This is a genomic window from Streptomyces sp. NBC_00344 (assembly GCF_036088315.1).
Classification (GTDB): domain Bacteria; phylum Actinomycetota; class Actinomycetes; order Streptomycetales; family Streptomycetaceae; genus Streptomyces.
In genome coordinates this window covers 5676357-5698042 of sequence record NZ_CP107996.1, presented here as the reverse complement: position 1 = coordinate 5698042, position 21686 = coordinate 5676357, and the positions used below count along the sequence as shown (strand labels likewise).

At 69.9% G+C, this 21686-nt stretch carries 21 protein-coding genes; 10 read left to right on the top strand and 11 right to left on the bottom strand.

Annotated elements, in window-relative coordinates:
- The first annotated feature begins 29 nt into the window (after window positions 1-29).
- Window positions 30-413, top strand: a complete 384-nt coding sequence (locus tag OHS16_RS25745; protein WP_443042794.1) for a YidH family protein — start codon at window positions 30-32, stop codon at window positions 411-413.
- The gene (locus OHS16_RS25740) at window positions 410-718 is read left to right on the top strand and encodes a DUF202 domain-containing protein (RefSeq protein WP_328539622.1); all 309 of its coding nucleotides are present in this window, start codon (window positions 410-412) and stop codon (window positions 716-718) included. Before OHS16_RS25745 ends, OHS16_RS25740 begins: the two co-directional genes overlap by 4 nt.
- A gap of 39 nt (window positions 719-757) precedes the next feature.
- Here OHS16_RS25740 and OHS16_RS25735 read toward each other — a convergent pair whose 3' ends face one another.
- Window positions 758-1693 carry an NADP-dependent oxidoreductase gene (locus tag OHS16_RS25735; RefSeq protein ID WP_328539621.1) on the bottom strand — a complete coding sequence of 312 codons (936 nt, stop codon included), beginning with the start codon at window positions 1691-1693 and terminating at the stop codon, window positions 758-760.
- A 235-nt stretch (window positions 1694-1928) separates the two neighbouring features.
- On the opposite strand from OHS16_RS25735, the gene OHS16_RS25730 reads away from it, so the two are divergent.
- The 3 genes from OHS16_RS25730 to OHS16_RS25720 all read left to right on the top strand — a co-directional run bounded on the left by OHS16_RS25730 (window position 1929) and on the right by OHS16_RS25720 (window position 5177).
- Window positions 1929-2840: an MBL fold metallo-hydrolase gene (locus OHS16_RS25730; RefSeq protein ID WP_328539620.1), complete on the top strand. Its 912-nt coding sequence runs from the start codon at window positions 1929-1931 to the stop codon at window positions 2838-2840.
- A gap of 92 nt (window positions 2841-2932) precedes the next feature.
- Complete coding sequence (locus OHS16_RS25725; RefSeq protein ID WP_328539619.1) at window positions 2933-3955, top strand: phosphotransferase family protein; 1023 nt, start codon at window positions 2933-2935, stop codon at window positions 3953-3955.
- A gap of 7 nt (window positions 3956-3962) precedes the next feature.
- The gene (locus OHS16_RS25720) at window positions 3963-5177 is read left to right on the top strand and encodes an acyl-CoA dehydrogenase family protein (RefSeq protein ID WP_328539618.1); all 1215 of its coding nucleotides are present in this window, start codon (window positions 3963-3965) and stop codon (window positions 5175-5177) included.
- A 72-nt stretch (window positions 5178-5249) separates the two neighbouring features.
- On the opposite strand, the gene OHS16_RS25715 is transcribed toward OHS16_RS25720, so the two are convergent.
- Genes OHS16_RS25715 through OHS16_RS25705 form a run of 3 tightly spaced genes read right to left on the bottom strand, consistent with a single transcriptional unit; the run spans window position 5250 to window position 8303 of the window.
- A complete protein-coding gene (locus OHS16_RS25715) occupies window positions 5250-5846 on the bottom strand; it encodes a TetR/AcrR family transcriptional regulator (RefSeq protein WP_328539617.1) in 597 nt (198 codons plus the stop codon).
- A 43-nt stretch (window positions 5847-5889) separates the two neighbouring features.
- Window positions 5890-7545, bottom strand: a complete 1656-nt coding sequence (locus OHS16_RS25710) for a class I adenylate-forming enzyme family protein (protein WP_328539616.1) — start codon at window positions 7543-7545, stop codon at window positions 5890-5892.
- Window positions 7542-8303, bottom strand: coding sequence for an SDR family oxidoreductase (locus tag OHS16_RS25705; RefSeq protein ID WP_328540985.1), 762 nt, complete (start codon window positions 8301-8303; stop codon window positions 7542-7544). The genes OHS16_RS25710 and OHS16_RS25705 overlap by 4 nt, the downstream gene beginning before the upstream one ends.
- 118 nt (window positions 8304-8421) lie before the next feature.
- On the opposite strand from OHS16_RS25705, the gene OHS16_RS25700 reads away from it, so the two are divergent.
- Window positions 8422-9663 (top strand): exo-beta-N-acetylmuramidase NamZ family protein, encoded by a 1242-nt coding sequence (locus tag OHS16_RS25700; protein ID WP_328539615.1) that lies wholly within the window; start codon window positions 8422-8424, stop codon window positions 9661-9663.
- Window positions 9664-9711: 48 nt separating this feature from the next.
- Here the strand turns inward: OHS16_RS25700 and OHS16_RS25695 are convergent, their stop codons facing one another.
- Window positions 9712-12486 carry a penicillin acylase family protein gene (locus OHS16_RS25695; RefSeq protein ID WP_328539614.1) on the bottom strand — a complete coding sequence of 925 codons (2775 nt, stop codon included), beginning with the start codon at window positions 12484-12486 and terminating at the stop codon, window positions 9712-9714.
- A 219-nt stretch (window positions 12487-12705) separates the two neighbouring features.
- On the opposite strand from OHS16_RS25695, the gene OHS16_RS25690 reads away from it, so the two are divergent.
- Complete coding sequence (locus OHS16_RS25690) at window positions 12706-13317, top strand: hypothetical protein (protein ID WP_328539613.1); 612 nt, start codon at window positions 12706-12708, stop codon at window positions 13315-13317.
- A gap of 169 nt (window positions 13318-13486) precedes the next feature.
- On the opposite strand, the gene soxR is transcribed toward OHS16_RS25690, so the two are convergent.
- Entirely contained in the window at window positions 13487-13957 is a 471-nt protein-coding gene (gene soxR / locus OHS16_RS25685; protein ID WP_328539612.1) for a redox-sensitive transcriptional activator SoxR, read from the bottom strand.
- Between the two features lie 111 nt (window positions 13958-14068).
- Between soxR and OHS16_RS25680 the strand changes: the two genes are divergently transcribed.
- Window positions 14069-14530, top strand: a complete 462-nt coding sequence (locus OHS16_RS25680; protein WP_328539611.1) for a MaoC family dehydratase — start codon at window positions 14069-14071, stop codon at window positions 14528-14530.
- Between the two features lie 39 nt (window positions 14531-14569).
- Here the strand turns inward: OHS16_RS25680 and OHS16_RS25675 are convergent, their stop codons facing one another.
- The 3 genes from OHS16_RS25675 to OHS16_RS25665 form a co-directional block, all read right to left on the bottom strand.
- Window positions 14570-15196: a TetR/AcrR family transcriptional regulator gene (locus OHS16_RS25675; RefSeq protein ID WP_328539610.1), complete on the bottom strand. Its 627-nt coding sequence runs from the start codon at window positions 15194-15196 to the stop codon at window positions 14570-14572.
- Window positions 15197-15353: 157 nt separating this feature from the next.
- Window positions 15354-15641, bottom strand: coding sequence for a YiaA/YiaB family inner membrane protein (locus tag OHS16_RS25670; protein WP_328539609.1), 288 nt, complete (start codon window positions 15639-15641; stop codon window positions 15354-15356).
- 81 nt (window positions 15642-15722) lie between these two features.
- A complete protein-coding gene (locus tag OHS16_RS25665; RefSeq protein ID WP_328539608.1) occupies window positions 15723-16874 on the bottom strand; it encodes an acyl-CoA dehydrogenase family protein in 1152 nt (383 codons plus the stop codon).
- 63 nt (window positions 16875-16937) lie between these two features.
- Here OHS16_RS25665 and OHS16_RS25660 point away from each other — a divergent pair, with 63 nt between their 5' ends.
- On the top strand, window positions 16938-17594 hold the full coding sequence (locus tag OHS16_RS25660; protein ID WP_328539607.1) for a TetR/AcrR family transcriptional regulator: 657 nt from the start codon (window positions 16938-16940) through the stop codon (window positions 17592-17594).
- Window positions 17595-17699: 105 nt separating this feature from the next.
- On the top strand, window positions 17700-18689 hold the full coding sequence (locus OHS16_RS25655; RefSeq protein ID WP_328539606.1) for a DMT family transporter: 990 nt from the start codon (window positions 17700-17702) through the stop codon (window positions 18687-18689).
- Window positions 18690-18830: 141 nt separating this feature from the next.
- Here OHS16_RS25655 and OHS16_RS25650 read toward each other — a convergent pair whose 3' ends face one another.
- Window positions 18831-19913: a Zn-dependent alcohol dehydrogenase gene (locus OHS16_RS25650; protein ID WP_328539605.1), complete on the bottom strand. Its 1083-nt coding sequence runs from the start codon at window positions 19911-19913 to the stop codon at window positions 18831-18833.
- A 17-nt stretch (window positions 19914-19930) separates the two neighbouring features.
- Entirely contained in the window at window positions 19931-21325 is a 1395-nt protein-coding gene (locus tag OHS16_RS25645; protein WP_328539604.1) for an aldehyde dehydrogenase family protein, read from the bottom strand.
- Window positions 21326-21686: the final 361 nt, after the last annotated feature.

The window sequence follows — 21686 nt, the reverse complement described above, 5'->3', positions numbered from 1 at the left end:
CGGCTAAGGTCGAGCGGGTGATCGACTTGATGCAGAGTGTCCGGCTCTGGTTCGCTCCCGAGCGGATCCGGGAGGAGGGCCACACCCCCGACTACCGCTTCTCGCTCGCCAATGAGCGCACCTTTCTGGCGTGGATCCGCACCGCCCTGGCGCTGATCGGCGGAGGGTTCGCCGTGGACCAGTTCCTGCCGGACCTGCCCTGGGGCATCCGCGTCGGCCTGGCGCTCGCACTGCTCGGCTCCGGGGTGCTGTGCTCCCTGCGGGCCGTCAACCACTGGGTGCGCTGCGAACAGGCCATGCGACAGGGCGAGGCGCTGCCCGTCTCCCGCTTTCCCACCGTGCTCAGCCTCGCCGTCGGGTTCGTCGCGGTGGCGATGGTCGTGGTGGTGGTTCTCGGGCTGGCCGGCACATGACCGCCCGGGATCCCGGGCTGCAGCCGGAGCGGACCCGGCTGGCCTGGCGGCGTACCACGCTGTCCTTCGCGGTGGCTGCCCTGCTGGCCGGCCGGCAGGCGCTCCACGAGCGCACCACGGCACGCGACATCGCCGTCGGGGCGGTCTGTGTGCTGATCTGGCTCAGCTTTCTGAGTGTCGCCCACCACCGGATGCGGACGGTGGGCGACACGCCCGAGCCCCGGACGATGGCGGTGCGAGGGGCTCTGCTGGCGGCGGCCTGCCCGGTGGTCCTCGCCGTGTTCGGCGCGGTGATCGTCCGCTGAGGGCTGCCCCGGCGCCCGCCGGGGACGACCTGACAGCCCTCAGGGGGCTTCCCAGTCGACAGCGACGACGATCTTGCCCCGGGTCCGGCCCTCCGCGCTCAGCCTGTGGGCATCGGCTGTCTGTTCCAGAGGGAAGACCCGGTCCACATGCACGGTGATCACACCCTGGTCGGCCAGTTCGCCGAGCACATGAAGATCCAGCGGGTCCGGGCGTACGAAGACATAGCGGCCGCCGAGCGCGATCACCTCCCCGTCGACGATGGAGGCGAGCCGGCCCTCCGGGGCGAGCAGGTTGGCCGACGTGCGCAGGGTGTCGCCGCCGATGGTGTCGAACACCGCGTCGATGCCGCCGGGTGCCAGGGCCCGCACCCGGTCGGCGAGTCCCTCCCCGTAAGTCACCGGCTCCGCCCCCAGCGCCCGCAGGTACTCGTGGTTGCGCTCGCTCGCGGTGCCGATGACCCGCGCGCCGTTGTGCAGGGCCAACTGCACGGCGAGGGAACCGACGCCGCCCGCCGCCGCGTGGACGAGGACCGTGTCGTCCGAGCGGATCTCCAGCGCCCTGAGCACCTGGTACGCCGTGAGCCCGGCCAGCGGCAGTCCGGCCGCCTCCTCGAAGGACAGCCGCAGCGGCTTCCTGGCCAGCGTGCGCACCGGGGCGGCCACGTATTCGGCGAACGTGCCGCGGGACAGGAAGTCCTCGCGCACATAGCCCATGACCTCGTCACCGACCGCGAACTCGGGCGCGGCAGGGCCGGGCTGCACCACCACTCCGGCGACGTCCCAGCCGGGAATCACCGGGAAGACGGTGTCGAGCGCCCCGTCGAGATGGCCCTCACGGGCCTTCACATCGACGGGATTGACGGCCGCTGCCCGTACCTTCACCAGCACCGAATCGGGCCCCACCTTGGGCTCGGGACGCTCGCCGTACTCCAGGACATCGGGGCCGCCGTAACCGCGGTAACTGATCGCCTTCATACCTATGAGCCTCTTGCCCCCCATGGTCTTGCGCAACCGGGCGGGCGGAGGAATCCGTTCCGGGGCTGTCGCACGGCCGGACCCGGAACGGACCGGAAGCGGCTGACGGCCGCCGGCCGCCAGGCACGGGCCGGGCAGCCCCGCGGCCGAGCGGCCCGGCTGCCCCGCCGTTCCGGGCGCACCTGACAACTGATTGGGTGATCCGGATCAGTTGACCGGGCCGGAAGGGGCTTCGATGACCGCAGGGGATCCGTACACGACACGTCTCGCGCCGGAGGTGCATGCCTACGTCCAGCCGGACGGCGGATGGTGCATCAACAACGCCGGGTTCATCAGCGACGGCGGTTCGACTCTCCTTGTCGACACGGCGGCGACGCTGCGACGCGCCGATGCGCTGCGCGAGGCGGTGCAGGCCGCCGGGGTGCCGCTGCCCCGGACCGTCGTCAACACGCACCATCACGGCGACCACACCTACGGCAACAGCGTGTTCCGGCCGGAGGCGACCGTCATCGGTCACGACGCCTGCCGCGCCGAGGTGCTCGCCGCCGGACGCCAGTTGCATCTGATGTGGCCGCAGACCGACTTCGGGGACGTCAGCATCACCCCTCCCGATCTCACCTACAGCGAGCGCCTCACCGTGCATGTGGGCGGGACCGAGGTGCGGCTCATCCACCCGGGGGTGGCGCACACCATCGGCGACACCGTGGTCCATCTCCCCGGGCAGCGGATCGTCTTCACCGGCGATCTGGTCTTCCAGGGCGGCACCCCCTTCATCCCGATGGGATCCCTCAGCGGCTCGCTGCGCGCGCTGCGCATGCTGCGCGGTCTCGGCGCCGAGACCGTCGTTCCAGGTCACGGCCCGGTCACCGACCCATCCGCCTTCGATGCGACCGAGCGGTACCTGCGTTTCGTCGCCGCTGCCGCCGAGGAGGGCCGGGCCGACGGTCTCAGCCCGCTGGAGACGGCCCGCCGAACGGATCTCGGGGCATTCGCGGAGCTGAGGGAGAGCGAACGGCTGGTGGCGAACCTGCACCGTGCCTACGCGGAACTGGACGGGCTGCCAGAGGGATCACCGCTCGATCCGGTGCTCATTTTCGGCGATATGGCGCAGATGAACGGTGGCGTCCCTGTGGCGTGCCACGCATAGCGCCGCCCGGGGGTGGACGACATACCGACTGGTCGGCATGATGGGCGGATACGTTCCGGACATGAGCTGTCTTTAGCACGGAGGTGCCCCCCATGAGCACAGTCCAACCACCAGGCATCGACCCCGAGGCGCTGCGCGGTCATCTCGACCGTGAGCGTCCTGGGCTGGTGAACGGACCGCTCAGCGCCAGACTCATCGAGGGCGGCCGGTCCAATCTGACGTACTCCGTCACCGACGGGACCGGCCGCTGGGTCGTCCGCAGGCCTCCGCTGGGCCACGTCCTGGCCACGGCGCATGACATGGCCCGCGAATTCCGGGTGATCAGCGCACTGCACCCGACGGGTGTCCCGGTACCGGAACCCGTGCTGCTGTGCGAGGACGAGTCGGTGACCGGCTCGCCGTTCTACGTCATGGAGTTCGTGGAGGGCACCCCCTACCGGACCGCGGACCAGCTGGCGCCTCTCGGCCCCGAGCGCACCCGGGCGGCGGTCCTCGGCCTGGTCGACACCCTCGTCGACCTGCATGCCGTCGATCCGGCGGCCGTCGGACTCGGCGACTTCGGCCGTCCCGAAGGCTTCCTGGACCGACAGCTGCGCCGCTGGGGCAAGCAGCTCGACGCCTCGCGCAACCGTGACCTGGCCGGCATCGACGAGCTGCACGCGGCACTCGGCCGGGAGCTGCCCGAATCCCCCGCCGCCACCGTGGTGCACGGCGACTACCGGCTCGACAACGTGCTGCTCGGCGACGACGACCGGATCAACGCGATCCTGGACTGGGAGATGTCGACTCTCGGTGATCCGCTGACCGACCTGGGCCTGCTGGTGATGTACAGCTCCGACCTCGGCATCCCCGGATCCCCGGTCTCCACCACCAGCGGCGCAGCGGGCCACCCCTCCCCCGCCGAACTGATCGAGCGGTACGCGGCCCGCTCCGGGCGGGACACCGCGGCGATCGCCTGGTACACCGCGTTCGCCTGGTTCAAGCTCGCCGTGATTCTCGAGGGCATCCACTACCGGTACACCCTCGGCCAGACCGTCGGCGCCGGCTTCGACCAGATCGGCGGCCTCGTGCCGGTCTTCATCGAGCACGGCCTCACCACCCTCCAGGAAGGCTGAACACCCCATGGACTTCGCATTCGACGCGCGCACCGAAGAGCTGCGCGGCAGGCTTCTCGCCTTCATGGACGAGCATGTCCTGCCGGCCGAGGCCGTCGCCCACGAGCAGCGGGCGAAGCTCGACTCCCCCTGGGACACCCCGGCCGTGGTGGACGAGCTGAAGGCCGAGGCGCGCAGGCAGGGACTGTGGAATCTCTTCCTTCCCGACGCGGAGTACGGCGCGGGGCTGACCAACCTGCAGTACGCACCACTGGCGGAGATCACCGGCCGCTCCCCGCAGCTCGCCCCGACGGCGCTGAACTGCGCGGCCCCCGACACCGGGAACATGGAGGTGCTGTTCCAGTTCGCCTCGCAGCAGCAGAAGAAGCAGTGGCTCGAGCCGTTGCTGGCCGGTGAGATCCGCTCCGCGTTCGCGATGACCGAGCCCGATGTGGCCTCGTCGGATGCGACGAACATCGAGACCCGGATCGAGCGCAGCGGTGACGAGTACGTCATCAACGGCCGCAAGTGGTACATCTCGGGGGCGATGAATCCCGACTGCAAGATCTTCATCGTGATGGGCAAGACCGACCCGGACGGGGCGGATGTCCGGCGCCAGCAGTCGATGATCCTGGTTCCGCGCGACACCGCCGGCCTCGAGGTCCGTCGCGCGATGCAGGTGTACGGCTACGAGGACCACTACCACGGCGGTCACGCCGAGGTGGTCTTCGACAACGTGCGGGTACCGGTGTCGAATCTGATCGGCGAGGAGGGCGGTGGGTTCGCCATCGCCCAGGCCCGTCTGGGCCCCGGCCGGATCCACCACTGCATGCGGCTGATCGGGATGGCCGAACGCGCGATCGAGCTGATGTGCCGGCGTGCGGTGTCCCGCGAGGCGTTCGGCAAGCCGCTGGCCCAGCAGGGCGTCGTGCAGAACTGGATCGCCGACGCCCGCGTCACGGTCGAGCAGTTGCGGTTGCTGGTACTGAAGACCGCCTGGCTGATGGACACGGTGGGCAACCGCGGCGCCCACACCGAGATCCAGTCCATCAAGATCGCCACCCCGCGTGCGGTCATCGACATCATCGACCATGCGGTGCAGCTGCACGGCGCGGGCGGCGTGAGCCAGGACTTCCCGCTCGCCGAACTCTGGGCCGGAGCACGGACGCTGAAGCTGGCGGACGGGCCGGACGAGGTGCATCAGCGGTCGCTGGCCCGGCGTGAACTGAAGAAGTACCTCTAGACGACGGGGGAAGGGGCGGGGAGTGTTCTCCCCGCCCCTTCGCGATCCCCGCCCCTTCGCGAGCCGGATGCTCTACGGCCGCAGCGCCCTGAGCAGCAGATCCGCCAGGTGGTCGGCCACCTGCTGGGGCGTGAGCGGACCGTCGGGGCGGTACCAGGTCGACAGGTGATGGACCGAACCGAAGTGGTAGTCCACCACCAGATCGGCGGGGGTCGCGATAGAGAACACCCCGTCCTGCTGTCCCTCTTCGACCAGCGCACGGAACCGCTCGTGATAGCGGCGCCGCTCCACCCGCACCTGCTTGTTCTTCTCCGGACTCAGATGGTGCATGGAGCGGAAGAAGATCGCCGCGTCGTCGAGATTCTCGATGGTGGTGACGACCACGTCCGCGGCAGCCTCACGGAGCCGCTGCTCGACGGGCGCGTCAGCGCCGGCGTACGCGTCGAGCCGGTCCTGCTGAAGTCGCAGGACCCGGGCGTAGACCTCCTGGAGGAGGTCCTCCTTGGAGCCGAAGTAGTGATAGAGGGCGCCCTTGGTGACGCCCGCCGCCTCGACGATCTCCTGCACGGACGTCCGGTCGTAGCCCCGTTCCGCGAAGAGCCGGGTGGCGGCGGCCAGCAGCCGCTGGGGAACGGGGATACCGTTCCCGTCGGTCGTCCTGGCTGCCATCGCCGCCACCTTCCCTCCGTGCGTGTGCGTGTCGGAACCCGTCTCAGTGCTGAGAACGCAGTTCCCGCCTCAGGATCTTCCCACTCGTCGTCTTCGGCAGCTCCGGCAGGATCTCCACCTCGTGCGGATACTTGTACGCGGCAAGGCGCTCCTTGCAGTACGCGGCAAGATCCCCTGGCTGCACGGTCTCGCCGGGACGCAGGCTCACGTAGGCCTTGACCGACTCTCCGCGGTAGGCGTCGGGAATGCCCACCACGGCCGCCTCGCGGACCGCGGGGTGGGTGTAGAGAACGTCCTCGACCTCGCGCGGCCAGACCTTGAAACCGGAGGCGTTGATCATGTCCTTCATCCGGTCGACGACATAGAGCCAGCCGTCCTGGTCCATGAAACCGATGTCCCCGGTGCGCAGTTCGCCGTCCGGGAAGGTCTCGGCGGTGGCTTCCGGGCGGCGCCAGTAGCCGGAGACGACCTGCGGGCCGCGCACCACGATCTCCCCCTGTTCGCCGAAGGGGACCTCCTCGCCCTTCAGGTCGACTATGCGCACCACCGTGTCCGGGCCGGGAACCCCCACCGAGAGCGTCCCGGAGACGGGGTCGACGGGGGCTTCCTTCTCGGGCGGCACCGAGGCGCACGGCGCGGTGCACTCGGTGAGCCCGTAGCCGTTGCGGATGTAGGGGCCGAACCCGGCACGGAACTTCTCGACCAGCGCGGGCGGCAGCGGGGCGCCGCCCGACGAGATCACCTCGAAGGAGGCGAAGTGCTCCGGGGTGACCGACGGGTCGGCGGCCAGCGCCATGAATGCCGTCGAGGGACCGACGGTGTACGCGGGGCGGTGCTCCGCGAAGGCGTCGAGCACCACGCCGGGCTGGAAGCGGTAGGCCAGCACCAGGGTGCCCGCGTTGGTGAGGCAGGCGGCGAGTTCGCAGACCATTCCGGTGATGTGGAAGAGCGGCGCCAGGGCGAAGTAGGCGGCCCCCTCGGCGATGGGATGGCCGGTGCGCTGGCGTTCGGCGTTGACCATGATGTTGGCGTGGGAGTTCATGGCCCCCTTGGGGGTACCGCTGGTGCCCGAGGTGTAGCTGATCAGCGCGATGTCCGTGGCCAGCGGGTCGCGCCCGGCGGGGGCGGGGAGGCCCTGGCGGGCCACCGCCACCAGATCGTCGGCGTCGTCGGCCGGTGGCAGCCGCTCGAAGCCGAGGACGCGTGCGTCGTCACGGGTCTGCAGGTCGCGCTCGCAGGCGGTGAGCGCGAACCGCACCGGGGAGGCCGCGGCGGTGTCCCGGAGATAGGAGTCCCAGGCACGGTCGGAACAGATCAGCGCGACGGCGCCGGAATCGCTCAGGGCATGGCCGACCTCGGCCGACTTGTACATCGGGTTGAGCGGGACGACGGTGGCCCCGGCCTTCCAGGCACCGAGCAGCGCCAGCACGAAGTGCGGGGTGTTCTGCAGCATGACCGCGACCCGGTCGCCGCGGGCCACACCGCGGGCCGCGAGATGTCCGGCGACCGAATCGGATAGTTCGTCGGTCTCCCGGTAGGTCAGCCGTCCGTCGAAGTAGGCGAGCGCATGACGGTCCGGCACCCGGGCGAGCGTCTCGCGGAATGCGTGCACCAGGCTGGCAGCCGGGTTCACCGGTCGGCGCTGCGCCTCGCTGAGCTGGGAGATCCACGGCTTCGCCGCGTAGATGGACCCGCTCACCGCCCGGCCTCCCACTTCTGCTGGAGGTGATTCATGTTGCCGATCCAGCGGTCCGGGTCGGCAGCCCTGGCCTGGTAGTAGCCGGCCACCTCGGGGTGCGGGAGGACCAGGAAGCGGTCGGTGCCGATGGCTTCGAGGAGCGCGTCGGCGACGTCCTCGGGTTCGATCGCGGTCGGCGCGAGCACGAGACTTCCCGCGGAGCCAGCCGAGGTCAGCATGTCGGTCCTCACCCCCTGCGGGCAGATCGCATGGACCTTGACTCCCCGGTGACGGTAGGTCAGCGAGAGCCATTCGGCGAAGGCGAGCGCGCCGTGCTTGGTGACGCTGTACGGAGCCGCGCCGATCATGGTCAGCAGCCCGGCCGCCGAGACGGTGGAGACGAACCGTCCCTCACCGCGCTCCAGCCAGTCGGGCAGCAGCGCACGGGCCGCGCGGACGTGCGCCATCACATTGACGTCCCAGGCGGCGGCCCAGACCGCCTCGTCGGCGAAGGGGTCACCGGGCGAGCCGAGGCCGGCGTTCGCGCAGTAGACGTCGACACGCCCGTCGAGCGCGTCACGCGCGGCGTCCACGATTTCCGACGCGTCCCCGGGAACGGCCGTGGCACCGATCTCGACGGCCACCGCCTTCGCCTTGGCCGCGTCCAGGTCGTTGACCACGACCCGCGCGCCTTCCGCCACGAACCTGCGGGCCAGTGCCGCGCCGATACCGCCGCCCGCCCCTGTGACCACTACGCCCGCACCGTCGACCGTACCCATCAGGACCTGCCTCTCCATTGAATGCACCAGCAGACTAACCAGTCGGTATGTAACTAGGGAAGGGGGGAGGACTAGCCTGCGTGGCCATGACAGACGGCGAGATCATGGAGGTATCCCGATGAACTTGTCCAGGCGGGGGCTGCTGGCCGCGGGCGGTGCTGTGGGGATCGCTGCGGCCACGACGGGCCCGGCGTCCGCACAACCCGCACACGGCCGGGTGCGTACCGGCTTCGACCGGCTGGCGGCGGACGGCTACCGGCTGCTCGACGGGGAGAAGGTCGGCGTCGTCACGAATCCGACCGGAATCAACCACGCCGTTCAGCACATCGTGGACGTCATGCACGCCGACGAACGGGTGAATCTGGTCGCCGTGTTCGGCCCCGAGCACGGTTTCCGCGGAACCGCCCAGGCGGGCGGCTCGGAGGGACGCTACGACGACCCGGCGACCGGGCTGCCGGTGTACGACACCTACACACGGAGCGGACAGCCGCTGGCCGACATCTTCACCGCCTCGGGCGTCGACACGGTGGTCTTCGACATCCAGGACGCGGGCGCCCGCTTCTACACCTACATCTGGACGCTCTACGACTGCATGGAGGCAGCCGCGCTGGCCGGCAAGCGCTTCGTGGTCCTGGACCGGCCGAACCCGGTCACCGGCCGGGCCGCTCTCGGCCCCGTACTGCACAAGGAGTTCGCGACCTTCGTCGGGCGGCAGCCGGTCTCGCAGGCGCACGGCATGACGGTCACGGAGCTCGCGCGTCTCTTCAACGGGGAGTTCCTGGCGAAGCCGGTCGAACTCGAGACCGTCGGGATGACGGGATGGCGGCGCGGTGACTTCTTCGACGCGACCGGTCTGCCCTGGGTACCGCCGAGCCCGAACATGCCGACACCGGACACCGCACTCGTGTATGCGGGGACCTGTCTCTTCGAAGGCACCAACCTCTCCGAGGGGCGGGGCACCACCCGGCCGTTCGAACTGCTGGGCGCCGACGGCATCGACCGGAAGTGGGCGGCCGCCGTCAATGCGCTGGAGCTGCCCGGCGTCCTCTTCCGGGAGGCGTACTTCGCGCCGACCTTCTCGAAGTTCGAGGGCAAGACCGTCGGCGGTGTCCAGCTCCACGTCCAGGACCGAGAGTCGTTCGACCCGGTGCGTACGGCCATCGCCATGCTGGTGACCGCGAAACAGGTGTGGGACGGCTTCGCCTGGCGGCCGGACAACTGGATCGACAAGCTGACCGGCTCCGCCCGGGTACGCACCATGATCGACGCGGGCGCCCGGACCGACGAGGTGGTGGCTGCCTGGCAGGGCGAGCTCGCCGCCTTCCGGGCGACGCGGAAGAAGTATCTGGCCTACCGCTGAGCCGCGCCGGTGGCCGGGCGGGAAGACGCCCGCCCGGCCTCCGGTCGACTAGCGGTGCGAGGGGAACTCGACGACCTGCTGGTAGGTCGGCCGGTTCTGCCACTGGATCGGCCAGAACTGCAGGCCGCCCAGCGGACGCTGGATGATCGCGTCCGAGCACCACTGGTCACCGGCGTCGCAGTTGTCATCGCCGGGATACACCTGTGCCGGGGTCCTGGCCGCCGCCTGCGCGAGGGTGGAGAGCAGGGCGTCCCGGCAGGCGCTCAACTCGCCGCCTCCGCAGTAGGTCCTGCCCAGCTTGCCCTGGACAGGACGGCCCAGGACCGCACGGATGTCCTTGTCGACATAGCTCCACCAGCCGTACTGGAACGCCGATCCGGCGTGCGCACCGGTGGGCCCGTGTCCGGCGGACGGGGACTCGTCGACGGAGAGATTGTCCGCCAGCGCGGAGTAGAGATCATCCCCGAGCCCCGGCTTGAACTCCGCTGCCACGAGCAGCGGCCACCAGGCGTCCATGATCCGCACCGCGTCCGGGTGGGTGTAGACGTGCGAACTCTGGGCGTTCTCCTTGCGCTGGGCGCCGTCGGCCACCCAGGCCTCCAGCTGCTCGACCGCCTTCGCCTCCGCGGGATCGGTGACCGGCCGGCTCCGTACGACGTCGAGCAGTTCGGGCAGCACGTCCTCGCCGCGCAGATCGGTGACGGCGGCATCCGCCATGGCGCGGGTGAGCGCGGCACGTGTGACGCCGCCCTTGGCCACCAGTCCCGCCACCCGGTCACCGAGCAGATCGACGCGGTGCACCGATCCGTTGCCGAAGCCGGCCGACGTGTAGTCCTTGGCCTGCTTGTTGTTCCAGGAGACGTAGTAGTCCTGGCCGACCGACTGCGGATGCTGTGTGTCCGGGGTCAGGTCGGTGGTGTGGGCGACGGGGTCGAATCCCTTCCACTCGTAGGCCTGCTCGGCCTTGACCGGCAGCGAGGCGTCCACACCGTCGGCGCGCACCGGGTTCATACCGCTGTTGAAGTACGCGGCCTCACGGGAGTCCGCGTAGAACCAGTTGAAGGTGTACCCGATGTGGGAAGCGGCCTGCTGGAAGGACTTCGCGTCCGTCACGTACGACGGGTCGTTGAGCATCTGGAAGCCGACGATGGAATCCGCCTCGTGCCCGTACGTGCTGCGCAGCGCCGTGTACGCGACGGCCTTGCCGCCGACGGTCGCCCGGTGCGTGACGATGCCGTAGTTGGTTCTCCAGACCTGCATCCGGTAGGAGCCGGCGGCCGTGGAGTCCGCGACGGTGGGTTTCCAGGAGTTGGTGCGCTCCATCTTCTCCATCGGGGTGCAGACTCCCCGGTAGAGGTAGTGGGTGTCGTCCTGGCAGAGCTCCACCGCATAGGTGTCCGTGATGTCCTGGCCGGCCGATGTGGCGCTCCACGCGTAGTCCTGGCCCCTGCCGAGCTGGATGTACATGCCCACACCCGCGAAGGAGACACCGCGGGCGCTGATCCCCGGGCCCTGGAGCTCCTGGAGCATCAGCAGCTGCGGCAGGAAGTAGCCGGTCTGCGGACCGAACACGGCGACCGGGTTCCCGCCGGCCGTGTGTTTGCCGGAGACGACCAGCGCGTTGGACATGCCCTTCTTGCTGCTGAAGAGGTTGGCCGGCAGCACGCCGTCGTCGTACATGCCCTGGGCCGGCCTGAGCTTCTTCGGTGCGTCGACCGGGGCTTTGGCACCGGTGGCGGCACCGCCCGTCCTGTCGTACACCAGCGGTTCGGCCTTGACCGAGCCCGGGTCCGGCATCGCGGCGCCCCTGGGGTTCGCCGGCTTGCCCGCGTAGGGGAAGGAAGCCCCGTCGTGGATGGTCAGGGTCGCCTCGGGATCGTTGCGCTCCCGGAAGGACTCCCAGACCTTGCTGCCCTCGGTGACACCGTACTTCTGCTGGGCGGACAGCAGCGAGATCGCGGCCTGGACCTCGCCGCCGCCTCCGCCGCCGAAGAGCGCGCCGACGACCGAGGCCAGCGCGATCATGTCGGTGATCTTGAACGGCTCGATCTCACCGGCGTTGGTGATCGCGTTGATCTTGCCGGTGAGGACGTACTCGCCGGGGAAGTAGCGGCCGTCCTTGGACTTCTGCCGGTAGGCGTTGATGCCGTCGATGTAGGCCTGCGCGTCGTCCATGGCCTGCTTGCCGCGTGCGCTGCCCGCCGCGATCGTGTCGGCCTGGGCCTGGAGGTCCTGCTCGGTGTACGGCGCCTGCGGCCAGAACTCCTGCTCGAGGCCCTGGTTGGCGAGGGCGCCGCCGGCGAAGGAGGTGAGCTCGCCGCGGCCGATGTGACGGAAGAGATCCATCAGCCAGAGCCTGTCCTGCCCGGCCGCGTAGCCGGCGCCGAATTCGGTTCCGTAGCGCGTGGTGCCCTTGATGTGCGGCACGCCGGTCTTCTTGTCCCTCGTGATGCTGACATCGTCACGCGGCTTGGTCACCGAGGCGACCTGCCCGGCGGGGACCCCGAACGAGGCATCGTTGAAAAAGGTGTTGAGTGTGGAGTCGGTGAGGGATGAGGCACCCGCCGGCAGCGCGTCGTAAGGTCCGAGCTGATCGGCGCTGTGGGCGGGACGGGTGCCGAGTGCCCGGTTGGCGAGGATGTCGGCGAGAGTGGCGTTGCCGTTCTCACCGGGCGGCAGGATGTCGTTGCACTGGCTGTGGCAGTAGTCGGTGGGGTCCGTGTCCGCGGCGGTCGCCTGCGGCAGCGGTGCCAAGAGGCCCGCGCCGAGCGCCAACACCGCTACGGCTATGGCAGTTCTGAGCTTTCCGGTGCGTCGTCGCATGAATGCTCCTGGGGGGAGGCCGATGCCCGGACGTTACTGGCGAGGTGACCCGTCAGTAAGGTGAACATGCGTCACCTTTTCCGAATCACCACACGGGCGTCGGGGAAGACGCACCGGCACTTGAGTAATGGGTGCCATCCGAATTTCGATGGAGCCGAATCGGGTAGCTGTACGTCCATTCCATGACGCCGAAGTACCAGCGACGGAGGTGGCAGTGCGATGGCCGGTTTTCGGAGCCTCGCGAGAGAGGTGCGCGACCCTCACCACGACCTTGCCCTGCGGCGGTATTCGCTGCGCAAGTGCCTGGAGAGGTTTGCGCCTTACGGACACAGGGCGACCTGGGACCATCTGTGTGCCAGGCATCACATCGAGCCCGAGGACCGGGCCCCCGATCCGGCGCGGCTGATGGCCGCGCTCGATGAACTGGAAGAGGCGCGGAGCGTCTGGCTGGCCTACGAGGCCGGGTTCGCCGAACGCCGCAAGCGCGAGAAGCACGCGGGGCTGCGCCGCCCCGGACCCTTCGACGACTGGCACCGGCGCACCTGGGGCGGGTGCGGAGTGGTGTGGTGCGCCGACCCCGCCGTGCACCCTTCGTGGCCACTGGCCGACGTTCTGCTGCGGCTGATTTCCGCCCTTCGGTCCGGCCCGGGCACCTGCTGCCCGGTGTGCACGGAGAAGACGATCACCTGGACCCCCGGGGCCGCGCCGGAGGCGTGGTCCGGCCCCGTCTGCGCCCGGTGCGGCATTCTGGTGCCGCAGCCGGTCCTCACACCGTCAGCCCTGGCACGCGCCAGGAAGGGGCGCCACAAGGAACTCGCTTCGGCCGCCTGAGCCGGCGGCCCGGATGGGGCCGCACCGACATCCGACGGCACCGGCAGAATCCGGCGGCACCGGCTCCAAGCCGCTTGCCCTGAAGGGTGATCGAGCAATCCCCTGCGGTGCTCGGGCACAGGGCGCCGCCGGGCGGCACGGCGTACGGGCAGTCGCCGGTGGCGAAGGCTCACACCGACGGTTCACGGCGTTCCGGGAGCAGTTTCGAGCCGGAGATCCGCTCTCCGAAGACGTCGTCCGGGTTGGAGAGCACACAGGTCTCCAACGACAGGCAGCCACAGCCGATGCAGTCGGTGAGGTGGTCACGGAGCCGGCCGAGCTGGCTGATGCGCTGGTCGAGTTCCGCGCGCCATGCGGCGGAGAGCCGGGCCCAGTCCTCGCGGTTGGGGGTGCGTTCATCGGGCAGCTCGGCGAGCGCGCCCCGGATCGTCGCCAGTGGGATACCGACGCGCTGCGCCGCGCGTACGAATGCGACACGGCGTAACGCGTCACGGCTGTAGCGGCGCTGGTTGCCGCTGGTCCTGCGGCTGCTGATCAACCCCTTCGACTCGTAGAAGTGAAGGGCGGAAACGGCGGCCCCGCTCCGCGCGGACAACTGGCCGACCGTGAGTTCATTGATCTTCTCTGGAATCTGCGGCACTCCCCGAACCCTACTGCGCCCTTCGGACAGCCGGTCGTTGACAGGACAGGGCACGCCCGACGATGCTGAGCAAGCGCTTGGACACTCCGTTGGGAAGGCAGGATCACGAACATGGCAGAGCCGAAGATCTACTCGTCCGCCGAGGAACTGCGCGCCGGTATCGGCGATCAGCTGGGACACAGCGACTGGCTGGAGATCGACCAGAAGCGGATCGATCTGTTCGCGGACGCCACCGGTGACCACCAGTGGATCCATGTGGATCCGGAGAAAGCCGCGGCGGGGCCGTTCGGGACGACCATCGCGCACGGCTATCTGACGCTGTCCCTGCTGCCGACGCTGGTCCCGCAGATCCTGCGGGTCGAGGGCATCAAGATGGGCATCAACTACGGGTCCAACAAGGTGCGTTTCCCCGCCACCGTGCCGGTCGGCTCCCGCCTGCGGGCGACGGGTGTACTGACCGACGTCTCCGAGGCGGGCGGTGGTATCCAGGTCACCGCCGCCATCACGGTCGAGCGCGAGGGCGGCGACAAGCCGGTGTGCGTGGCGGAGTCGGTCTCCCGCTACTACTTCTGAGCGGCCGCCTCCGGGGTCCATCGCCCGGGGCCTTTCAGGTCACTTGCGGGCGGAGACCATGCGCAGCACGAGGTCGGCGTAGAACGCGCCGACCTCGTCCGGCGTTCTGCGGCCCTCCACATTGAACCAGCGCGCCACATCGATGCAGAGCGACAGCACGGCGAGCGCGGTGCCGGGGACGTAGGGAACGTCGAACTCCCCCGCCGCGACGCCGTCGTCGATGATGCCGCGAACCGCCGCGTCGCTGCGCCTGCGCAGTTCGATGATCTCCGTGCGGTGTTCCTCGCCGAGTGCGTCGAGTTCGTACTGCACCACGCGCGCGGTGGTGTGATGTCCGGCGTGCCAGCGGACGAAGGAACGTACGGCCGCGGCGAGCCGGTCCGCAGCGGTGCCGGTGCTGTTCGCCGCCGTCTCCAGGATCTCCAGGGCCTTCTCGTGCCCGATCCGGCTGATCCGGTGGAGCAGCTCTTCCTTGGTCTTGTAGTGGATGTAGAGGGCGGCCGGGCTCATCCCCGCGCGGCCCGCGATGTCGCGGGTCGTCGTCGCGTGGTAGCCGCGTTCGGCGAAGGCCTCGACCGCGGCGACGAGCAGCCGCCTGGCGGCCTCGGGGCCGACCTCGGCCCACGGCATGTCGTCGCCGCCGGACCTCTCCTCCGCCGTGCTCATTGCTCGCCCCTTCCGCCCGTGGTGCAGGACGCACACCATACCCCGAAGGTGAGCAAGCGCTTAGGGGAAGCCCCGGGCCATCCCGGCGCCGCCCGGAGGGATCCGCGCCCGGGAGCGGGCTCGGCCCTTCCGGCGGGTAGGGGAGCCCGCCCCTGGTTCAGAGCTTCTGGAAGGGGTCGTGCTCGGCGAGCAGCTTCTCCAGCCGGGCCTGGTCGACCCGGCTCACGATCTGTCCGGCCTCCTGGCGGTCCCTGACGACCTTGGCGAGAGTGAAGGCGGAAGTGGTGAGGTAGAGGAGACCGAGGCCGAGGAAGGCCCGGACCCACACATCGACATCCAGATTCAGTACCCCCAGTGTCATGGCGGCAAGTGCGATGGCGAACGACGCGACGGCCTGCCCGTAGTACGCCGCCGTGTTCTGCTGCTTTACCGGTGTGTCACTCATGGGAACAGCATCGGGCGGATGCGGCAGGTGCCACATCCGCCCGGATACTCAGCTCGGGTACTCAGAACGGCCTGGAGCGCTTCAGAAGGCCGAAACCCCGGTGAGCGCCCGCCCGATGACCAGCTTCTGGATCTGGCTGGTGCCTTCGTAGAGCGTCATCACGCGGGCGTCACGCAGCAGCTTGCCCGCCGGGTACTCGTCGATGTATCCGTAGCCGCCGAACACCTGGAGCGCGTTGTTCGCCGCCCGTACCGCGGCCTCGGAGGCGAAGAGCTTCGCCTTCGACGCCTCGGTGACAAAAGGTTCGCCGCGGTCGATCAGATCGGCGACCCGCCAGGTCAGCAGCCTGGCGGCGTCCACATCCACCGAGATGTCGGTGATCAGCTCCTGGACGAGTTGGTGGCCGGCGATGGGCTTGCCGAACTGCTCGCGCTCGCCCGCGTACCTCAGGGCGCAGTCGAGGGCGGCCTGGGCGATCCCGACACAGCCCGCGGCCACCGACATCCGCCCCTTGGCCAGGGCCGACATCGCCACCGAGAAACCCTTGCCCTCCGGCGCCAGCATGGCGGAAGCCGGGACCCTCACGTCCTCGAAGGTCAACTCCGCGGTGGCCTGCCCCCGCAGTCCGAGCTTGCCGTGAATGGTGCGGCGGCCGAGGCCAGGTGTGTCCGTGGGCACCAGGAAGGCGGACACGCCCTTGTGGCCGGGCGCGTCGGTGGAGCGGGCGAACAGGAGCACCACATCGGCCCAGGTGCCGTTGGTGATGAACATCTTGGAGCCGTTGATGACGTAGTCGTCACCATCGCGGACGGCCCTGGTCGAGAGGTTGCCCGCGTCGGAGCCGGTGCCCGGCTCGGTGAGACCGAAGCAGCCGACCAGATCACCGGAGGTGAGGCCGGGCAGCCAGCGCTGCTTCTGCTCCTCGTCGCCCCAGTACGCGATGGTCTTGGCCACCAGGCCGAGGGAGACCGAGACGATGCCGCGCACCGACGAGTCCCCGCGGCCGAGCTCCTCGGTGACGAGGCAGTAGGCCAGGTGGTCGCCGCCCGAGCCGCCGTACTCCTCGCCGATGGTCAGGCCGAGGAAGCCCAGCGCTCCGAGCTTCTTGACGATGCCGCGGTCGACGCTCTCGGCGCGGTCCCACTCGACGACGTGCGGGGTGATCTCGCGGTCGGTGAAGTCCCTGGCGAGCTGCCGTACCGCGGACTGCTCCTCACTGAGCTCCAGATTCATTCGGGGCACCTCATTTAAATTAGCACTGCTAGTTTCTCGGGGGCAGGCCCTACTATGTGCGCCATGGCCCGCCCACGCAAGCCCCTCCTCAGCAGAGAGCGCATCGTCGCGACCGCGAGCACTCTGGTGGACTCCGAAGGGCTGGCGGCCGTCTCCACCCGCCGGCTCGCCGCCGAGCTGGGGGTCAGCGGACCCTCGCTGTACAACCACTTCCGCAACAAGGACGAGATCCTCGACGCGGTCGCCGATGCCGTCTCCGCCCAGATCGATCTGTCGATGTTCGACGAGAACGACGTCCGCGACTGGCGCACCGCGCTGCACGACTGGGCCGTCTCGTACCGCTCCGCGCTGACCGACCACCCCAACATCGTCCCGGTGCTCGCCCAGGGACCCGGCCGCAGGCCCGCGGGTCTGCGAGTGGCGGACGCGGTCTTCGGTGCGATGGTCCGGGCGGGCTGGCCGGCCGCCCAGGCCACCTACATCGGCGCGCTGATGCGGTACTTCATCACCGGCTCGGCCCTCGGTTCGTTCGCCCGCGGTTTCGTCGACGACGAGACCGCCTACGACCCGGCCGACTATCCGCACCTCGGCCAGGCCCATCTGCTCGCCGAGCGGCAGCAGCAGGTCGACGAGGGTGCCTTCGAGACAGGACTCAGGGCGCTGGTGGATGGCCTGGCCCTGCAGTACGAGACGCTCCGGCCGGTGCCGAGAGCCGGCTGACGCGTTCCGGCCCGCCCGGCCGCCGGACGCCCGGCATCGCGCCGACGCTGTTCGCGCGGCGATATTGCGGTGAGAACCGGACCACAGGCGCGTTACGTTCGTCGTATGAATTCCACCCAGACGAAGGCCGTCGCCGCGGCCGGGACGACTGTCCTGCTGTGGGCCTCGGCGTTTGTCTCGATCCGCAGCGCCGGCGCTGCCTACTCCCCTGGCGCGCTCGCCCTCGGCCGCCTGCTGGCCGGCTCGATCGTCCTCGGTGCGATCTGTCTGGTCCGCAGGGAGGGCCTGCCGCCCCGGGCCGCCTGGCCCGGCATCGTGATCTCGGGCCTGCTCTGGTTCGGCCTGTACATGGTGGTTCTCAACTGGGGCGAGCAGAAGGTGGATGCGGGCACCGCGGCACTGCTGGTGAACGTCGGTCCGCTGGTCATGGCGCTGCTCGCTGGGTGGCTGCTCAAGGAGGGGCTGCCGTCACGGCTGATGGCCGGCATGGCTGTCTCCTTCGCCGGAACAGTGGTGGTGGGACTGTCCATGTCGGGCGAGGGCGACTCGTCGGTGCTCGGAATGGCCCTGTGTCTGCTGGCAGCGGTGTCGTACGCGAGCGGTGTGGTCGGCCAGAAGCCGGCCCTGCGTCACGCGTCCGCGCTGCAGGTGACCACGTTCGGCTGTCTGGTCGGCGCGGTCGCCTGTCTGCCGTTCATGGGGGTACTGGTCGGCGAGGCTTCGCGGGCGCCGGTATCGGCCACGCTCAACATGGTCTATCTGGGGGTCTTCCCGACCGCTCTGGCCTTCACCACCTGGGCCTACGCCCTGGCCCGGACGACCGCGGGGCGCATGGGCGCGACCACGTACGCGGTGCCCGCGCTGGTCGTGCTGATGTCGTGGCTGTTCCTGGACGAGGTGCCGGAGTGGCTGACGCTGCTGGGCGGGGTGGTGTGCCTGGCGGGTGTAGCGGTGTCGCGGTCCCGGTCGGGACGGCTGCGGCGGGCCTCCCTGCCGTCCGCTCCGCTGCCGGAGGCGGGCTCCGGCGCTTCACCCGGCGGGCACGGCTCGAGCACCGGCGCCGGAGGCCCGCGCAGCAGCGGCACCGAGCGCTGACCGGCACCCCGCCCCCGGGCCCGCTTCCTTGAGGAACTCCAGGAACGGCGCGTCCCCCGGCCGGAAGACCGGCGGGGGGACGGCGGACAAAAGCAGGCGGGTAGAGGGGAATGGCGAGGCCCCCGCCCCGGTCACGCTCCGTCAGAAGACGACGAGCGCCCTCCCGCCCTTGCCCGCGATCATGTTGTCGAAGGCGGCGGGGATGTCTTCGAGCCCGATGTGCTCGGTCACCATCATCCCCAGGTCCAGCCGTCCGGCCCTGACATGTTCCGCGAGCACCGGCAGATCCTCGGCCGGGTTCGAGTTGCCGTAGACACATCCCGCCAGGGTGCGGCCGAAGTGGAAGATCTCCAGCGCGTTGAAGGTGACCTGCTGGTCCTTGCCGCCGATACCGACCACCGTGGTGCGCCCACCGCGCCTGGTCGACTCCCAGGCGGTGCGGATGGTCACCGCCCGCCCCACGCACTCGACCGCGACATCCACCCCCTGCTTCCCGGTGAGCGAGCGGATCTCCCGGGCCGTGTTCTCGGACGCGACCACGAACTCGGTGGCACCCGCCGCCCTGGCCAGCTCCTCCTTGTCCGGGGAGACGTCCACCGCGACGATCGTCGACGCACCGGCGATGCGGGCGGCCTGCAGCGTGGCGAGCCCGACCCCGCCTGCGCCGAACACCGCGACCGTCTCGCCCTCGCGGACCCGGGCGGAGTGGTGGACCGCGCCGTAACCCGTGAGGACCGCGCAGCCGAGCAGGGCCGCGTCGGTCAGCGGGATGCCGTCGGGAACGGGCAGCACGCAGTTGGCGGCGACGACGGTCTCCTCGGCGAACGCGGCGACGTTCAGGCCGGGGTGCAGGTCCGTGCCGTCCGACGCCCGCTTCGCATAGACATCGCCGGCGCCGGAGAGCGCGTTGGCGCAGAGCCATACCTCGCCGAGGGCGCAGGCGTGGCATGCCCCGCAGGAGGGGGCCCAGTTGAGGACCACTCCGTCGCCGGGCGCTACATGGGTGACGTTCTCCCCGACCGAGACGACGGTGCCCGCGCCCTCGTGCCCGAGCACGGCCGGGACGGGGACCCGCATGGTGCCGTTGGTCAGCGAGAGGTCGGAATGGCAGACACCTGCGGCACTGAGGCGGACCCTGACCTGGCCGGGGCCGGGCTCGGGGATGTCGATGCCGTCGATCTCCAGAGGGGAGCCGACGGCAGGCAGAATTGCGGCGCGGACCATGGTGCGGTTCTCCCGGCTCAGAACTGGAGGGACTTGGTCTGGAGGTACTCGGCGAGGCCGTGCGAGCCGAGCTCGCGGCCGACGCCGGACTGCTTGTAACCGCCGAACGGGGCGAGCGGGTTGAACCGGCCACCGTTGATGTCGACCTGACCGGTGTCCATACGGCGGGCGAAGGCCACGGCTTCGTCCTCATCGCCCGCCCATACGGCTCCCGCGAGGCCGTACACGGTCCCGTTGGCGATCCGCAGGGCGTCGTCCTCGTCCTCGTACCGGAGGATCGAGATGACCGGTCCGAAGATCTCCTCCTGCGCGATGGTCATCTCGGGGGTGACATCGGCGAACAGCGTCGGGCTGACGTAGTACCCCTGCTCCAGCGGTGCTTCGGGGCCACCGGCGACCAGCCTGGCCCCCTCTTCGACACCCTTCTCGATGTACCCGCGGACACGCGCCTGCTGCTTGGCGTTGACCAGCGGGCCGACACGCTCCCCCGGGACGTACTTGGCGATCGCCGCCGCAGCCAGCTCCACCGCCTCGTCGTACTGGTCACGGTGGACCAGCATCCGCGTCCACGCGCTGCAGGTCTGGCCCGAGTTGCCCATGACGTTCGCGACCCCGACACCGACCGCCTTGGCCAGATCCGCGCTCGGAAGGATCACGTTGGCGGACTTGCCGCCGAGTTCCAGGGCGACACGCTTGACGGCCGCGCCCGCGACGGCGCCGATCTGCCGGCCGACGGCGGTGGATCCGGTGAAGGAGACCAGATCGACGCCCTCGTGGCCGGCCAGTGCCTGACCCGCGACCGTGCCGATACCGGTGACCAGGTTGAACACTCCTGCGGGCAGGCCGGCTTCCTGAGTGGCCTCGGCGAAGAGCTGGGCGGTCAGAGGCGTGTCCTCAGCCGGCTTCAGCACGACCGTGCACCCCGCTGCGAGCGCGGGAGCCACCTTGGCGACGATCTGATGCAGCGGGTAGTTCCAGGGAGTGATCGCACCGACGACACCGACCGGCTCCGAGAGGACGGTCGAGTTGCCGACCTTCTCCTCAAAGGGGTGCGTGGCGGCCAGCTCGGCGTACGAACCGGCGACCAGTGCGGGAACACCGGCGTGCACCAGCTGGGAGAACTGCAGCGGAGAGCCGAGTTCCGCCGTCACCGTCCCGGCGATCTCGTCCTTGCGCGCGACAAGGACGTCGCGCAGCGCGGCGATCCGTGCGGCGCGCTCGGCGGGCGGGGTCGCGGACCAGGCGGGGAACGCGGCACGGGCTGCCCGTACCGCTTCGTCCACGTCCTCCGCCGTGCCGGCCGGCACATGGCCGATGACCTGCTCGTCGGCCGGATTCACGACCGCGATCGTGTCCGTCCCCCTGGGCGACCGCCACTCACCGCCGATGTACATCCCGTCATGGGCCTTCATCGCGCCTCCTCCAGAACCTGCCGATGTGCTGTGCGTATACCGTCCGCTCTGCACCGGCAACCTAAACTAGCGTCGTTAGTTTTTCGGCGCCAGGTCCTGCCGGGTGATGCGGGCCATTCCGGGGCCGGATACGTGTGTCCCCGGAGCCGGGCCCCCGGCCGGTGTCGGAGCCGTTGGACTTCGGGGACGTGGAGCGGTACCTGGCCGAGAACGTCACGTCGACCGTGGTCCGCCACGGGCTCGGCGCCGGGTCCGCACGGGCCGGTGAGGATCAGGGGATCCGCTCAGCCGGCTGCCGCAGTGGTTCGGGGCCGCTGCCGGCTGAGCGCTGCAGTCCGGCGCAAGGCGGCGGTCGTACGGA

Coding starts and splice junctions, on each gene's coding strand:
- OHS16_RS25745 (WP_443042794.1), top strand. CDS start 30: ATGCAGAGTGTCCGGCTCTGGTTCGCTCCCGAGCGGATCCGGGAGGAG.
- OHS16_RS25740 (WP_328539622.1), top strand. CDS start 410: ATGACCGCCCGGGATCCCGGGCTGCAGCCGGAGCGGACCCGGCTGGCC.
- OHS16_RS25735 (WP_328539621.1), bottom strand. CDS start 1,693: ATGAAGGCGATCAGTTACCGCGGTTACGGCGGCCCCGATGTCCTGGAG.
- OHS16_RS25730 (WP_328539620.1), top strand. CDS start 1,929: ATGACCGCAGGGGATCCGTACACGACACGTCTCGCGCCGGAGGTGCAT.
- OHS16_RS25725 (WP_328539619.1), top strand. CDS start 2,933: ATGAGCACAGTCCAACCACCAGGCATCGACCCCGAGGCGCTGCGCGGT.
- OHS16_RS25720 (WP_328539618.1), top strand. CDS start 3,963: ATGGACTTCGCATTCGACGCGCGCACCGAAGAGCTGCGCGGCAGGCTT.
- OHS16_RS25715 (WP_328539617.1), bottom strand. CDS start 5,846: ATGGCAGCCAGGACGACCGACGGGAACGGTATCCCCGTTCCCCAGCGG.
- OHS16_RS25705 (WP_328540985.1), bottom strand. CDS start 8,303: ATGGGTACGGTCGACGGTGCGGGCGTAGTGGTCACAGGGGCGGGCGGC.
- OHS16_RS25700 (WP_328539615.1), top strand. CDS start 8,422: ATGAACTTGTCCAGGCGGGGGCTGCTGGCCGCGGGCGGTGCTGTGGGG.
- OHS16_RS25695 (WP_328539614.1), bottom strand. CDS start 12,486: ATGCGACGACGCACCGGAAAGCTCAGAACTGCCATAGCCGTAGCGGTG.
- OHS16_RS25690 (WP_328539613.1), top strand. CDS start 12,706: ATGGCCGGTTTTCGGAGCCTCGCGAGAGAGGTGCGCGACCCTCACCAC.
- OHS16_RS25680 (WP_328539611.1), top strand. CDS start 14,069: ATGGCAGAGCCGAAGATCTACTCGTCCGCCGAGGAACTGCGCGCCGGT.
- OHS16_RS25675 (WP_328539610.1), bottom strand. CDS start 15,196: ATGAGCACGGCGGAGGAGAGGTCCGGCGGCGACGACATGCCGTGGGCC.
- OHS16_RS25670 (WP_328539609.1), bottom strand. CDS start 15,641: ATGAGTGACACACCGGTAAAGCAGCAGAACACGGCGGCGTACTACGGG.
- OHS16_RS25665 (WP_328539608.1), bottom strand. CDS start 16,874: ATGAATCTGGAGCTCAGTGAGGAGCAGTCCGCGGTACGGCAGCTCGCC.
- OHS16_RS25660 (WP_328539607.1), top strand. CDS start 16,938: ATGGCCCGCCCACGCAAGCCCCTCCTCAGCAGAGAGCGCATCGTCGCG.
- OHS16_RS25655 (WP_328539606.1), top strand. CDS start 17,700: ATGAATTCCACCCAGACGAAGGCCGTCGCCGCGGCCGGGACGACTGTC.
- OHS16_RS25650 (WP_328539605.1), bottom strand. CDS start 19,913: ATGGTCCGCGCCGCAATTCTGCCTGCCGTCGGCTCCCCTCTGGAGATC.
- OHS16_RS25645 (WP_328539604.1), bottom strand. CDS start 21,325: ATGAAGGCCCATGACGGGATGTACATCGGCGGTGAGTGGCGGTCGCCC.